The sequence below is a fragment of the Acinetobacter bohemicus ANC 3994 genome (assembly GCF_000367925.1).
In the GTDB taxonomy this organism is placed as follows: domain Bacteria; phylum Pseudomonadota; class Gammaproteobacteria; order Pseudomonadales; family Moraxellaceae; genus Acinetobacter; species Acinetobacter bohemicus.
This window is the reverse complement of the sequence record NZ_KB849164.1, coordinates 394,627-408,808: the sequence shown is the minus strand read 5'-3', so window position 1 is coordinate 408,808 and position 14,182 is coordinate 394,627. Positions and strand designations below refer to the sequence as shown.

The 14,182-nt window shown below is 39.3% G+C and carries 13 protein-coding genes; 7 read left to right on the top strand and 6 right to left on the bottom strand.

The window, feature by feature from the left end:
• Positions 1 to 37: 37 nt before the first annotated feature.
• Entirely contained in the window at positions 38 to 721 is a 684-nt protein-coding gene (lolD, locus tag F994_RS01855; protein WP_004648320.1) for a lipoprotein-releasing ABC transporter ATP-binding protein LolD, read from the bottom strand.
• Positions 714 to 1,949 (bottom strand): lipoprotein-releasing ABC transporter permease subunit, encoded by a 1,236-nt coding sequence (locus tag F994_RS01850; protein ID WP_004648319.1) that lies wholly within the window; start codon positions 1,947 to 1,949, stop codon positions 714 to 716. The genes lolD and F994_RS01850 overlap by 8 nt, the downstream gene beginning before the upstream one ends.
• Before the next feature lie 23 nt (positions 1,950 to 1,972).
• On the opposite strand from F994_RS01850, the gene F994_RS01845 reads away from it, so the two are divergent.
• Positions 1,973 to 2,542, top strand: coding sequence for a PilZ domain-containing protein (locus tag F994_RS01845; RefSeq protein ID WP_004648318.1), 570 nt, complete (start codon positions 1,973 to 1,975; stop codon positions 2,540 to 2,542).
• A gap of 5 nt (positions 2,543 to 2,547) precedes the next feature.
• Here the strand turns inward: F994_RS01845 and F994_RS01840 are convergent, their stop codons facing one another.
• Both F994_RS01840 and F994_RS01835 read right to left on the bottom strand, forming a co-directional pair.
• Complete coding sequence (locus F994_RS01840; RefSeq protein WP_004648316.1) at positions 2,548 to 3,459, bottom strand: DMT family transporter; 912 nt, start codon at positions 3,457 to 3,459, stop codon at positions 2,548 to 2,550.
• Positions 3,460 to 3,471: 12 nt separating this feature from the next.
• On the bottom strand, positions 3,472 to 3,942 hold the full coding sequence (locus F994_RS01835) for a YaiI/YqxD family protein (RefSeq protein WP_004648315.1): 471 nt from the start codon (positions 3,940 to 3,942) through the stop codon (positions 3,472 to 3,474).
• Positions 3,943 to 4,215: 273 nt separating this feature from the next.
• Here F994_RS01835 and F994_RS01830 point away from each other — a divergent pair, with 273 nt between their 5' ends.
• Complete coding sequence (locus F994_RS01830; RefSeq protein ID WP_004648314.1) at positions 4,216 to 5,148, top strand: hypothetical protein; 933 nt, start codon at positions 4,216 to 4,218, stop codon at positions 5,146 to 5,148.
• Between the two features lie 446 nt (positions 5,149 to 5,594).
• Here the strand turns inward: F994_RS01830 and serC are convergent, their stop codons facing one another.
• Positions 5,595 to 6,674, bottom strand: a complete 1,080-nt coding sequence (gene serC, locus F994_RS01825; RefSeq protein ID WP_004648312.1) for a 3-phosphoserine/phosphohydroxythreonine transaminase — start codon at positions 6,672 to 6,674, stop codon at positions 5,595 to 5,597.
• A 119-nt stretch (positions 6,675 to 6,793) separates the two neighbouring features.
• Positions 6,794 to 7,459, bottom strand: coding sequence for a hypothetical protein (locus F994_RS01820; protein WP_004648311.1), 666 nt, complete (start codon positions 7,457 to 7,459; stop codon positions 6,794 to 6,796).
• A gap of 156 nt (positions 7,460 to 7,615) precedes the next feature.
• On the opposite strand from F994_RS01820, the gene F994_RS01815 reads away from it, so the two are divergent.
• The 5 genes from F994_RS01815 to gltP all read left to right on the top strand — a co-directional run bounded on the left by F994_RS01815 (position 7,616) and on the right by gltP (position 14,132).
• Positions 7,616 to 9,112 (top strand): TolC family protein, encoded by a 1,497-nt coding sequence (locus F994_RS01815; protein ID WP_004648310.1) that lies wholly within the window; start codon positions 7,616 to 7,618, stop codon positions 9,110 to 9,112.
• A gap of 18 nt (positions 9,113 to 9,130) precedes the next feature.
• Positions 9,131 to 10,306 carry an HlyD family secretion protein gene (locus tag F994_RS01810; protein ID WP_004648309.1) on the top strand — a complete coding sequence of 392 codons (1,176 nt, stop codon included), beginning with the start codon at positions 9,131 to 9,133 and terminating at the stop codon, positions 10,304 to 10,306.
• Entirely contained in the window at positions 10,306 to 11,436 is a 1,131-nt protein-coding gene (locus tag F994_RS01805) for an ABC transporter permease (protein WP_004648308.1), read from the top strand. The genes F994_RS01810 and F994_RS01805 overlap by 1 nt, the downstream gene beginning before the upstream one ends.
• Before the next feature lie 8 nt (positions 11,437 to 11,444).
• Positions 11,445 to 12,578: an ABC transporter permease gene (locus F994_RS01800; protein WP_051061090.1), complete on the top strand. Its 1,134-nt coding sequence runs from the start codon at positions 11,445 to 11,447 to the stop codon at positions 12,576 to 12,578.
• 234 nt (positions 12,579 to 12,812) lie between these two features.
• Positions 12,813 to 14,132: a glutamate/aspartate:proton symporter GltP gene (gene gltP / locus F994_RS01795; RefSeq protein WP_004648305.1), complete on the top strand. Its 1,320-nt coding sequence runs from the start codon at positions 12,813 to 12,815 to the stop codon at positions 14,130 to 14,132.
• Positions 14,133 to 14,182 lie beyond the last annotated feature (50 nt).

The window sequence follows — 14,182 nt, the reverse complement described above, 5'->3', positions numbered from 1 at the left end:
TGAGCTTCAATCATTTTTTTAATTTATCGATCAGTGTCTAATCGTCAATCCAAACCCCATCTTGCATATGCAAAATAGAATCGCCCGCTTGGGCCAATTGTTCATCATGCGTCACAATTAGCATGGCCATATTGAACTCACGACGTAACTCACTGAGCAGTTCAAAAATTTTTACTGCCGTTTTACGATCCAAATTCCCCGTCGGTTCATCGGCCAACATTAGCTCAGGTTTAGTTACCAAAGCACGTGCTAAAGCCACACGCTGACGTTCACCACCAGATAACTCACCGGGCTTATGCGTCATGCGATGTGACAGCCCTACGCGATTCAACAAGTATTCAGCTTGTTCTTTAGATTGTTTGTAGTTGGTGCCTGCACGCAGCATCAATGGCATCGCAACATTTTCTAAAGCGCTGAATTCAGGCAAAAGATGGTGGAATTGATAGACAAAACCCAAATGCTGATTACGCAAATAACCACGTTCAGCTTCACCCAAAATATCAAAGCGCTTGTCATTTAAAAAGACTTGTCCTTCTGTTGGACAATCTAAGCCGCCCAACACATGCAACAAGGTACTTTTACCTGAACCACTTGAACCCACAATCGAAACAAACTCCCCTGCTTTGACTTGCAAGGACAAGTTCTTAATCACTTCTACTGTGGTTTTACCGTCAGTAAAACTTTTGGAAATGTTTTTGGCTTCGAGGACAATATTACTCATAACGTAAAGCCTCTGCGGGTTGAGTTTTGGCAGCACGGAATGCTGGATAAATTGTCGCAAGGAAGCTTAAAAGTAAGGATAAGCAAACAATCACCACCACATCTTGCCAACGCAAATAAGACGGTAAGTAGTTAATGAAATAGGCATCAAATAAGTTCAAACCAAAGGCGGTATTGATCCAACCAATAAAACCACTAATGCTTGAGGCAAAAATAATCCCCAAAATAGCACCTGAGACTGTACCAATCACACCAATGATTGTGCCTTGCACCATAAAAATTCGGGTAATAGTTGAAGGTGAAGCACCCAGTGTACGTAAGATCGCAATGTCTGATTTTTTATCCGTCACCACCATGACCAACGATGACACAATATTAAATGCCGCAACCAAAACAATTAAAAATAGCAGCAAGCTCACCATGGCTTTTTCCATCTGAATGGCACTAAACAAATTACCATGGGTAAAAGTCCAATTCGATGCATAAAAGTTCGAAGGTAAGTCTTTCACAATGTCATCGGCAACTTGGGGTGCAAGGAAAATATCATCCAGTTTTAAACGGACACCTTGTGCACCGTCAGGTAAACGTAACAATGTAGATGCATCATTCAAGGCGATATAGCCCATCATTGAATCCACTTCTGCACCAATACTAAAAATACCGACAATTTTAAAGCGTTTAAAACGTGGCACCACACCTGCTGGTGACGGTGTTGCCTCAGGAAGTACTAAAGTAATATTGTCATTCAGTCCTAAACCAAGCGAATCGGTCATTTGTTTACCTAAAACAATGCCAAACTCACCTTTTTTCAAACGGTCTATACTGCCTTCAACCATATGATCTTGGATAATTGAAACTTTCTTTTCATATTCAGGTTCAATGCCTGAAACCATAATTCCAGCCACTTGCCCTTGTGCGGTCAGCATGCCTTGTAACTGGGTAAATGGCGCTACGCCTTTGACATGCTCGTGTTGCTCAATTTTTTTTGCAAGTTCTGGCCAATTTGTTAAAATTTGCGTTGAAGAAACAGTAGCTTGAGGTATCATTCCTAAGACACGGTTTTTCAACTCTCGGTCGAAACCATTCATAACAGATAAGACTGTAATGAGTACAGCCACACCTAAGGTGAGACCGATCATAGAAACCAACGCAATAAAAGAAATAAAGTGGTTACTACGCCGTGCGCGGGTATATCTCAACCCTATATACAGCGAGATTGGTTTAAACATACCATCTAGTCCGAGGAATAATTATGGAAAATTTACAGCATCAAAGTGGCAACATGGAACGACGTGTGATGTCACGTATAGATGCTGCCTTGCGAATTAATTATCAGATTATTTCTGATGATGTCGCATTAAATGACCCTTATGATCCTAACTTTGTGCTGCCACGTTATTTTCTACTACTCGCAGAATTAGATCAATTTGATCATGCCTTAAACTACGAATTAGAACAATTAACTGAAAGAGATCAACAAATTGCTCGAATCTTATCCTTATTCAACCAAAAATTAAACCTTATTACCGGTTCCTTATACGACACAATTGTACAATCCATGTTACCAGTACCAGAAGATGTTAATTTTTCAGAAACAGGATTCAGCTTTTTTAATGATCGTCTCATTCAAGAAGGAACTTACATTCACGTAACCTTAAGCCATCCGGAAAATTTCTTTCATATTGCTGCAACTGCGCAAGTGGTCTATAGCCGTACAGAAGAAAATGGTAAATCCCGTACAGGAGCCTATTTCATCACCTTACATCCACAGGATCGCGTCAAGCTTGCCGAATGTATCTCTATAAGCAAAAATAAAGATTAAAAGATTTAAGGGTTAGATTTAATCTTCTGGGCGAGTGTTCGACTCGCCTTAAGGTCGCGATAGAAGTAAATAAACAAACCAAAGAGCAAAATGAATGCCCCCACAAAAACCATTGCAGACAATGATTCATGATTCAGAACAGCACCAATCAATAAAGCAATCATCGGGGTCATGACGGTGGTTAACGATAACGTCGTCGCTTGAATATTTTGTACCAATTTAAAATAACAGAACATCGCAATCAGTGATGCCATGACCACTGTATAAATCAGCGCCAATAAAGACTTTGTAGCTGGAATATGTGTTGGTGCATATTGCCAAATAAAGGGCACAATACAGATAGCTGCAATGGTCGAAACCAGAATTGAACCCGTTGCTTGTGCCACAGGCTCAATATTTGCATTGACTTTTTTGACCCAGAAAATGGATAACGCATAGGTAAATACGCTCATCAACATTAAACCGATCCCAATCGGATTTATATGTTGATTTTCACCGCCAAAGCAAATGATCGTCAATCCAGCCACAGCAATCACCATACCCAACCACTGTAAACGACTTAAACGCTGTTTAAAGCCAAAATATCCAATCAGACCAGCCATAATCGGGGCTAGACCAAACATCAACGCAATAATCCCAGAACTTAAATAACTGGTCGCAATATAGGTAAAAATTTGAGACCCCATTAAGCTAAATGAACCCGCCAAATAGCTATGCCAAGAGATTTGATCCGTTGGAAATTTAACTTTCAGTATCAGCAGCAACATAATAGCCAGCGGTAAAGCGATAAAAAACCGCAGCACCAAAGCCCAGAATAAATGTAGATCAGCGACGCTCCACACTATTGCCAATGGCGTTGTGGCCCAAATAAACACCAACAAGGCATAAGTTGACACGATATTGGCTTGAGAAGGCATAATGGGCTCGGCTTAAAGTGCAGTTTTACGTTTTTGTTTTTGGATCGTTTGATCGAGTGAGCTGGAAAATTCACGTTTATCACGTTCAGAAATCGGTGGTGGGCCACCCGTGTTTACACCTGCCCCGCGTAAAGAATCCATAAAATCACGTAAATGCAGACGGGCTTTTACATTGGCTGTGGTATAAACCTCACCGCGTGGATGAATCGCAATTCCGCCCTTTTCAATCACCTGTGCCGCCAAAGGAATGTCTTGTGTCATCACAATATCATGCTCTTTCATGCGTTCGATAATTTCTTTATCTGCGGCATCCGCCCCACTCATCACTTGAATGGAGTTAATCCGTACCGAAGGTGTAATCCCGACATTTTGGTTGGCCACAAAAGTGACTTCTAATTGATAACGATCTGAAGCACGAAGAATGACTTCACGTAGAATTTTAGGCAATGCATCGGCATCGACCCAAAGTTTAAATGGCAGCACAAAGCATCCATAACAAGAATAAGACGAACACTTAGTTTAACAAATTCCATATGACAAGATGATGGATAAATCCACTTAATCCATTCGGCTCTTTTAGCTCAATTTAGCAAAATAACATTTTTTAGCGCCAAACGATTGCTGCCTAAGTGAGCTTAATTCAAGGTATTTGCTCTATTTCACTTACTTTGATGGTTAAATTTAGTCTGGGTGACTTGAAATTTTAAAATAACCCTCGATTTAATATACAAATACAACCCAACATCAATTGTGAATATGAAAAATCAAAATAGACCAGAAATTATCACCATTGAAGATCAGAACTTTGGCAGCCATGTCGAACATTGGAATTTACTCACAGATAATCCATGTACAGATGTGCCTAAGTGGCTTGGCTTAGCACTAGATGCACCTGTTATGCCGATGGGTTTGTGTAAAGAAGAATCGGACATGGATGAAGCTACATGGTTAATTCAAGGACCAAACAAAGCTGCGGTAAAAATCACGCAAGTGATTGCAGTTGAAAACAACAAACCTCAATGTGTCAAAACGGCATTTCCAAGTTTTGAAAGCCCCTATAAAGTGAATGCCACGATTGAGCGTATTATTACCTGTAAATCAAATACACAGGCCGTCTTACAGCTTAATTTAGGTGCAAATACTGTTGTCTATGCTTTTGATAGCTTATATAGCGTCAATCATGAGCAATATGAAAAAGATCAAAACTATCTTGCGCAATTCAATGCTTGGGCGTATGAACTGGAAGCTGTTTCAAACCATGAACAATTGGTGGTTGATGATCCTGCTTCGATTAAACACCACCGTGCTTTAAATGATATTTTAGCTGCCAATAACGGGATTGCCCCAGCCAATTTGCAAGAACAAATTGACGCTTGGGAACCTAAATCGGACGATGATAAAGAACCCGTAACCGTCGATTTTTCAAAAATGGTGGCTTATCTTTATGGCGAAAAAATGGGTCAAGAAGATGAAGCTTGGTTCCAAGGCAATATTGTCGGTAAAACTGCAATGCGCTTTATGGAGCAAGAATATACGCTTTATGACGTTGCCCTGATTCATGATGAAGATCAAGAAGCAACGCTGATTCGTATTGCAAGCAAAAATGCAGCGCACAAAGACTTTCAGATTGGTCAATTCATTCGTGGTAACTTATGGATTCAAGTCAATATTCACGCTAAAAAACAATAATCTATAAAAGCAGCTCAATTATGATAATCAACACGCATATTTAGCTGCTTTTTATATCCATTTCACTTATTGGGGTGAGCATTAAAGCTTCAATTTATTCACAAGACTGGATAACACTTAAAGGTTTTAATCTAGTACTTTATTTAATCAATTTTTTATGCTAAAAATACAAACGAGCAATAGGAATTAACGATAAATAAATCGGAATAGAATTTCCCATGAAAATCTTACAAGAAGAAAATATACAACACGTTGAGCATCAAATCAGCACACGTTTCCAGTTAGACTCAATTTCATGTCTGTTTTTTGTATTGGGCATGTTTATGTCTGCCTATCTTTTACACCACTTTATTCTCTGACCTTATTTTACTAGACTGATTTTCACCAAACTCATTTCAATAAATAGCAAAAAGCCCATCATTTGATGGGCTTTTTAGTGTCAGGGATTAACCATTGCGTTTTGCAAAATCATCCATAAAGTTAACCAATGCTTGCACGCCTTCTAAAGGCACCGCATTATAAATACTGGCACGCATACCACCGACTGAACGGTGACCTGCCAAGTTAAGCAAATGGTTTGCTTCTGCTTCTTTCAAGAACAATTTCTCTAAATCAGCATTTGCCAAAGTAAACGGCACATTCATAATTGAACGGTTTGGAACAGCAATTGGGTTGGCATAGAAATCGCTTGCATCGATATAGCCATAAAGTAAGTTTGCTTTTGCAAGGTTGACTTTATGCATGGCATCCACACCGCCATTTTCTAGTAACCACTCAAACACTAAGCCTGATAAGTACCAAGCATAAGTCGATGGTGTATTGACCATTGAATCATTCTTCGCTTGGGCAGAATATTTCAAAATACTTGGAATTTCAGGTTTCGCTTGATCAAGTAAGTCTTCACGAATAATGACCAAAGTTAAACCAGCAGGCCCAATATTCTTTTGAGCACCCGCATAAATTAAACCAAATTTAGATACATCAATCGGCGCTGAAAGAATGCTTGAAGATAAATCTGAAACTAACGGCGCATTCACGTCAGGTACACTTGCAAATTGCAGACCACCAATCGTTTCATTCTCTGCATAATGTACATAAGCAGCATCATCAGATAAATTCCACTGACTTTGATCAGTAATTGCTAATTTACCGTTAATGGTGGTGCCCGCTTCCACGACATTGATGTCGCCATAGCGTTGTGCTTCTTTGAGCGCTTTTTCAGACCAAATACCGGTATGGATATAATCTGCCTTATTATTTTTACCCAACAAGTTTAAAGGAATGGCAGAGAATTGAAGTGAAGCACCGCCTTGTAAGAACAATACTTTATAGTTCTCTGGAATGTTCATCAATTTGCGCAAATCAGCTTCTGCTTTTTCTGCAACAGCAACATAGTCACTACTACGATGACTCATTTCCATGATCGAAAGACCTTTGCCATGCCAATCGAGCATTTCAGCTTGAGCTTTTTCTAAAACGGCAGTAGGTAATGCAGCAGGACCAGCACAGAAATTGTACGCGCGCATGATTTTTCCTTTCAAAGTGAAACACAATAAAATGATGGCATTTAACCACATATAACCTGTGCTTGCAGTAAATTATCCTGAAAATATTTCAATGCTGTCGGACATTTGAAGTCAAATTTTCAATAAAGATCTGACCGTTTGACAGGTTTAATAATGTCAATGAATGGCTCACCAGCGAGTAAATAACTCACGATGCGTAAAATTAAGGCAGGAATAACCACAATTGCATGAATTAAAATTGCTAAAGTTAAATACCCAGAAAATTCAATCCAACGCAGCCAATACAAAAAAATTTGGGGTTTATGTGCCAGTTTAAACTGTGTTAACTCTCGTATGGTGACCTCATCAGCCTTTGAATCTAACCATACTCGGGTTTTTAAGTCATAGTTGTTTGAACTTTTCAAACCCAACTTATACGCATGCACCATACGTCTAGGCGCTAAAAAAAATCCGGTAGACAGTGCAATCAAATTCATAATGCCCAATATGGGATGGCTAAACATTGACCCCGTTCCAAGCTCCCATGCACTGACTTCCCCTTCGCCAATACGCCCCACGGTATAACCTGTTAAAATATGATGAATATCATGATATTTTAAATACTTATGGCGTACACCGATGTTTGGCATAGGGACAATTAAACAACCGGTATACACGCCTACGGTTAAAGGCTCACGATCGCCAACAATTGGCCCAAAACCATTCTTCTGATAAAAAAGATCGATGGCTTGATTGAGCGTACATTCATCTGGAAATTTATTCGGCTGTTTAACTTGTAAATCCATCTTATATTTATTTAAATGTATGAGATTAACTACAATATAATCGATAAATTTATGTTTTTCACGCTTGGCTCATCTCGTACAAGACAGTCACCGATATCAAAACACATCATGAAATGATGCTTTATAATTAAAATTACGATGTGGAGAGTCTATTCGATGTTACAGCGTTCACCGCCCTTTTCAGGTTTTAAACGAGATATCTTGATTAAAAAGCCGCTTGTACAAATTTTAATTTTTTCATCTTCCATATTTGTAAGTTCAATCAGTCTTGCTCAAAGCATCAGCTATGCACAAGCTGAAAAATCTGTCTTAGCGGATTCATATAGCACCCAAGCCAATCAAGCCTTACAACAAGCTGCCAAATTAGAAGCAGAAGCCGTCAAAGGTTTAGGTCTACCGCGTGTCGATTTAAATGTCAGGGCTTATGCTTTTCATAATGAAGTGGATATTCCTCTAGATTCATTTAAAAACAATTTGGAACAAACACTTTCTCAGGGCATTAATGACCGCATCAATCAACAAAACCTGCCGCCTAATATTTCGGACCCGTTAAAAGAAGGCATCAATCAAACCATTCATAGTGGTGTCGGTTTATTTCCCGATTCTGCAAATGTAATTTTAGAAGATCAAGTCGTTCGTCCAACGGTGTCGATACTGATGCCGCTTTATACTGGTGGTTTAACCTCGAGTGCCAAAGAAGTGGCGAATATTAAAGCCGAACGTAGTCAACTGAGCAGTAAACAACAACAAGATGTACAACGTTTTGAACTGATTCAAGCCTATTTTAATGTGCAACTGCAAAAGCAATTATTGAATTCAAGCCATTCCAATTTGAATGCCATGCAAACGCACTATAGCAATGCACTCAAACTGGAAAATCAGGGCTTTATTAGCAAAGGCCAACGCATGCAATTTGAAGTAGCAAAAAATAATGCGCAACGTCTGGAGCAAAATACTGAAGCCAATCTCAAATCGAGCTTATTTCAACTGAATAATCTTTTACAAAGCAGCCAAATTACTGAGCTGAGCACCCCATTATTTGTCAATTCTGCGCAAAGCCAATCTTTAAATGGTTTACTCAAAACCTATCAAGATCAATCTTCCCTCATTCGTAAAATGCAGATGGATACACAACTGGCCAATGCCAATGTAAAAGTGCAAAGTGCGGCAAAAAAACCTAATCTTTTTGCCTTTGGTGAATACAGTCTAGATGATAAACAAAACTGGATTGTCGGTGTGGTCGCTCGCTATAATTTATTTTCAGGAGTCGATAAAAACAAAAATATTCAGGCCGCGGAATTACAACGCTATGCCTCTGAATTACTGACAGAACGCACTAAACAGGAAATTGAAAATATTATTTACACGTCCTATAGCGAAGTGACGACGGCACAACAAAGTCATCAACTTTTACAACAAAATATGCAAGCAGCGCAAGAAAATTTGCGTATTCAAACCCTGTCTTTTAAAGAAGATATGGGCACAGCCACACAAGTGATTGATGCACAAAATACTCTGACTGGTTTAAAAAGTGAAATGGCACTGAATGCCTATAAATATGTCATGTCACTGGCAACTTTATTGCAAAGTCATGGCTCTATTGACCAATTTCAAAGCTATGTCAATCAAACTCAAACTTACTACCTTCGTTAATTTTTGATGGGGAACAAAATGACTCAAGATCAAAGCAAGCCTGATCAAGATGTAGAAAACACCTCATCGCAAGGAAACTCTACAGCGACATCAACTCAAGACACGCAAGAAATACCTGTTGAACAACAAACAGATGCAGAACCGGAAGCACCAAATCAGCAGGATACTCAAACCCAAGCAGCAGTAGATACAAACAGCGAACCAAAAAAATCAGCCTCCATAAAAGCAATCGGTTTAATGGTGCTTATTTTACTTTTAGGCTTCATTGCATTTGGTCTATGGAAAAGCTACCAACCCAAAGAAATTGAATTACAAGGGCGAGTTGAAGCCGACACCATTCATGTCAGTACCAAAGTTCCCAGTCGTATTGAAGAAATTTATGTACATGATGGACAAAAGGTCAGCAAAGATCAGGAATTGGTTCGTTTATTTAGCCCTGAAGTAGATGCAAAAAAACAGCAAGCCTTAGCCGCTTTACAATCGGCTTTGGCACTGCAATCGACGGCTGAACGAGGCTCGCAACAAGAAAATATCGATAGCTTATATGCCAATTGGCAAAGTTTAAAAGCACAGGAAGCATTGGCTAAAACCACCTATCAACGTGGTGCAAACTTATTTAAAGAAGGGGTGATTTCCCGCCAACGACGCGATGAAATGCAGGCCGCGGCCTTATCTGCAAGTCAACTCACTGAAGCTGCGTACCAACAATATGCACGTGCCAAACGTGGCAGCACACCACAACAACTATCTTCCGCCGATGCGCAAGTTCAAATTGCTCAGGCCGCTGTCGCTGAAGCCAATGCTTTAGCAGCTGAAACCAAACTGCGCTCGCCTATCGACGGTACAGTCTCCAAAACCTACGGCAAAGTCTCTGAACTGGTAGCTATGGGTGTGCCTGTGGTCAGCATTATTCAGGATGATGATTTATGGGTCAGCGTAAATGTACGTGAAGACCTATATGCACAAATTTATAAAGCCAAAAGCATGGATGGTTTTATTCCTGCGCTGAACCAAACGGCAACTTTTAAAATTAAAACGATTGATGCTGAAGGTGAATTTGCCACTATTAAAACCACGCGCCAAACTGGCGGTTACGATATTCGTAGCTTTAAAATTCATTTGGCCCCTGTGCAGCCAATTACAGATTTAAAAGTCGGTATGAGCGTGCTGTTTAAAATCAAAGAGCCGCAATAATGTGGTCGGGCATGCTGCGCGAACTGCGCTATTTACTGACACATAAATGGGACTTGTGTTTAGTCACACTTACCCCTTTACTCATTATTGTGTTGTTCAGCAGCATGTTTTATCAGGGCAAACCTGAGCATTTGCCTATTGCCATTATTGACCAAGACCAAAGCGAACTAAGTCGAAATATTGAAAAATATGTCAGTCATAATTCAACTTTAGAAATTGCACTAATTTCACAAAGCCCAGATGAAGTGGAAAAGCTGCTGAATCAAACTAAAATTTGGGGCTATATTTCTATTCCTGCGGGTGCGGAACAACGGTTGGTTCAAGCTCAAGATGCCGAAATCAGCATTGCTTTTAACCAAAGTTATTTTAGTGTGGGCAATGCGATTTCATCGGCGATGTTACTCAGCACCCTAGAAGCGACTATTGATTTCACTCGGCAAAACTATTTAGCCAATAGTCTTCCTTATTTGGATATTCCAACCCCGAATGTGAAAATATCGCCGCTATACAATCCCAGTTTAAGTTATGAGTTTTACTTAGAACCCTTCATGATTCCTGCAATTCTGCATTTATTATTGTGTTGTTGCGTGGCCTTTGCAGTGGGACAAGAGCTGAAATTTAACACCACGGGGCAATGGTTAAATCAGCACAGTATTTTCAGTGCCTTATTGTCTAAAGTTTTAGTCTATGTTGTGATTTTTACTGTATGGACATGGGCTTGGATGTTCTGGCTTATTGAAATTCGGGGTTGGTTTGTCGCAGGTCAGTTATGGATGATTCTACTTGGTCAATTTTTCTTTTACAGTGCTTATGCCTTAATTAGTAGCACTGTCGTTTTAGCAACCCGTGATTTAGCCAAATCCTTCGGTTTTATTGCCGTTTATGGTGGCTCATCGTTAAGTTTTGCGGGAGTCACTTTACCTTTAAACAATGCCCCACTGTTTACCCAATTTTGGGCCAATATTATTCCTTATACCCCATATGCAAAATTGCAAACTGAACAATGGGTGATCGGCAGCCCTGTTTCAACTTCACTCTTACCACTGGCAATTTTGGCAGCGTATTGTTTGTTTTATTTTGCGACAGCGTATTTGTTCCTGAAAAAATATTTAAAAGGAGTTCACTCATGAAAAATAGCATGAAAGAATTCCTTCATTTTTACTTCAAAAGCTTTAAAGATATTGGCCGTAATAGCTCAATCTTTACCACTTTGGTTTTATCAGTATTTTTATATAGCTTTTTCTACCCCACAGCCTATAAAGCCCAACATGCAGAGTCTTTGCCTATTGTGATTGTGGATGAAGAACACAGCCTACTGACGTCCACCATTATTACTGAAGTTTCAAAAAGCCCAAATGTAAAAATTAAAGCCGTCACAGGAAACTTTGCTGAAGCGCAAATGATGGTCAAAACCCTGCAAGCTGACGGGATTTTATTGTTGCCCGATAATTTATCCAATAGCGTTCATCGTGGTGAAGTCGGTGGTATTGGTTTATATTTAAGTGCTGCTTACTTTCTCAAAACCAAACAAATTGGCTTAGGTATAGCCAGCTCGATTGAACAAGCGATTGCTGAACAGGCCGAAAAATTTGGCCATATTTCACATTTCAGCCCTGCACTTTCGATCCATCAAGTCCCTTTATTTAATACGCTATCTGGTTATGGCAGTTATGTTTTTCCTGCAATTGCCCCGTTAATTATTCATCAAACCATTGTTTTAGGTTTAAGTATGCTGATTGCAGGTTATAGGCAATCCAATTGGCAGCCTAAAAAAACGGAATTTTTCGGATTATTCTGTGCCCTTTTAACCATTGGCTGCTTAGGCTGTTTTTATTTATTTGGTTTTACCTTCTGGCTTTATGATTATCCACATGGTGGCAATTTTTGGGGCATGCTTTTGGCAGTGCCGATCTTTATCAGTTGCGTGATTGGACTGACGATGGTGATTGCTTCATTTTTTGATCTGCCAGAACGCGCAGGACACGTCATTGTATTTACTTCCATTCCGCTATTTTTACTGTCAGGCACAGCATGGCCACATGCAGCCATGCCCAAATGGATGCAATACCTAGGCAACGCACTGCCGTCTACCCAAGGCATTCAAATGTTTATTCAACTAAATCAGATGGGTGTACCTACGAATCTGATCATTCCAAAAATGATTTATTTGGCAACTGTTGGGGCTATATTATTGGTTTTGGGGTATTTTCGATTGACGCAAAACAATAAAAAATCATGCTTTGATAAGGCACATCATAATATTAATAAATAAAACTTAACAGACAGATCGTATATTCAGCTAAAACTGTAAAAAAATTGATCAATCGAACAAGTATTCGATAGAAAAAGTTAGATTGTAGGCATTTATCAATGCAGAATAGCCCTTTTTCCGAACTCCCAGAATATATTTATTATTCGCTCCCGCGCTCCCATTAACATGTCGTGATGATATCGACAGCGTTATTACAGCTTTTTTTCACTAAATATCTGATTTTAAGGGATTAACATGAAGAAAATTAAGATTAGCCTTGCATGGCAAATCGTAATTGCACTCATCTTAGGTGTGCTTGTAGGCTCTTTTTTACACTACTCTCCCGAATATCGTGAAGTTTTAATTAATAATGTACTTAGCCCATTGGGTGCCATTTTTATTAATTTGATTAAGATGATCGTTATTCCACTTGTCGTTTCAATGCTGATTTTAGGTATTGCGAATACAAGTCACGGTCAAAATTTAGGTAAACTTGGCTTCAAAACCATTGTTTATTTTGAAGTTATTACCACCGTTGCCATTATTGTGGGTCTTGTTGCTGCTAATGTATTCCAGCCGGGTGCTGGCATTGATATGTCGAGTTTAACGCAAACCGATATCTCTAAATACCAAGCAACAACACAGGAAGTGAGTAGCCATGCTCACGGTCTGGTTAATACCATTTTATCTTTAATTCCTTCTAATATTTTTGGAGCACTGACTGATGGGCACATGTTGCCGATCATCTTCTTCTCAGTGATCTTTGGTGTTGGTTTAGGATCGTTAGCTAAAGAAACCAAACAGCCTTTAATTAATGTATTACAGGCCGTTTCTGAAACCATGTTCAAAGTGACGCATATGATCATGCTTTTTGCACCTTTCGGTGTATTTGGTCTGATTGCGGCAACAGTTGCAAACTTTGGCTTTAGCTCTTTACTTCCATTAGTGAAGTTGGCGCTTTTAGTGTATGGCGCTATTTTCTTCTTCACCTTTATTATTTTGGGTGCAGTTGCTAAATTCTGTGGTTTCAGCATTTGGGCAATTATTAAAATTCTAAAAGATGAACTGATTCTGGCGTATTCAACTGCGAGTTCGGAAACTGTTTTACCTCGTATTATGGAAAAAATGGAAGCCTATGGCGCACCAAAATCCATTACCAGTTTTGTGATTCCAATTGGTTATTCATTTAACCTAGATGGTTCTACGCTTTATCAAAGTATTGCAGCTATTTTTATTGCTCAGCTTTATGGTATTGATTTAAGCCTGACTCAACAGATTATTTTAGTGTTAACTTTAATGATTACCTCTAAAGGTATTGCTGGTGTTCCGGGCGTGTCTTTTGTGGTGTTGTTAGCAACATTGGGTAGTGTGGGTATTCCGCTTGAAGGTCTTGCATTTATTGCAGGTATTGACCGTATTTTAGATATGGCACGTACTGCATTGAATGTCATTGGTAACTCTTTGGCTGTTCTTGTAATTAGTAAATGGGAAGGTCAATTCGATACTGAAAAACAAAAGAATTATGCAATTGTAATGCAAAAAAATCATGAGATTAAAATGCAGGATGCTGCGTAATTCATGAAATTAAAAAAGGAAGCTTCGGCTTCCTTTTTTTACGCGCTGAA

Coding starts and splice junctions, on each gene's coding strand:
- F994_RS01800 (WP_051061090.1), top strand. CDS start 11,445: ATGAAAGAATTCCTTCATTTTTACTTCAAAAGCTTTAAAGATATTGGC.
- F994_RS01845 (WP_004648318.1), top strand. CDS start 1,973: ATGGAAAATTTACAGCATCAAAGTGGCAACATGGAACGACGTGTGATG.
- F994_RS01850 (WP_004648319.1), bottom strand. CDS start 1,949: ATGTTTAAACCAATCTCGCTGTATATAGGGTTGAGATATACCCGCGCA.
- gltP (WP_004648305.1), top strand. CDS start 12,813: ATGAAGAAAATTAAGATTAGCCTTGCATGGCAAATCGTAATTGCACTC.
- lolD (WP_004648320.1), bottom strand. CDS start 721: ATGAGTAATATTGTCCTCGAAGCCAAAAACATTTCCAAAAGTTTTACT.
- F994_RS01810 (WP_004648309.1), top strand. CDS start 9,131: ATGACTCAAGATCAAAGCAAGCCTGATCAAGATGTAGAAAACACCTCA.
- F994_RS01830 (WP_004648314.1), top strand. CDS start 4,216: ATGAAAAATCAAAATAGACCAGAAATTATCACCATTGAAGATCAGAAC.
- F994_RS01820 (WP_004648311.1), bottom strand. CDS start 7,459: ATGGATTTACAAGTTAAACAGCCGAATAAATTTCCAGATGAATGTACG.
- F994_RS01840 (WP_004648316.1), bottom strand. CDS start 3,459: ATGCCTTCTCAAGCCAATATCGTGTCAACTTATGCCTTGTTGGTGTTT.
- F994_RS01815 (WP_004648310.1), top strand. CDS start 7,616: ATGTTACAGCGTTCACCGCCCTTTTCAGGTTTTAAACGAGATATCTTG.
- serC (WP_004648312.1), bottom strand. CDS start 6,674: ATGCGCGCGTACAATTTCTGTGCTGGTCCTGCTGCATTACCTACTGCC.
- F994_RS01805 (WP_004648308.1), top strand. CDS start 10,306: ATGTGGTCGGGCATGCTGCGCGAACTGCGCTATTTACTGACACATAAA.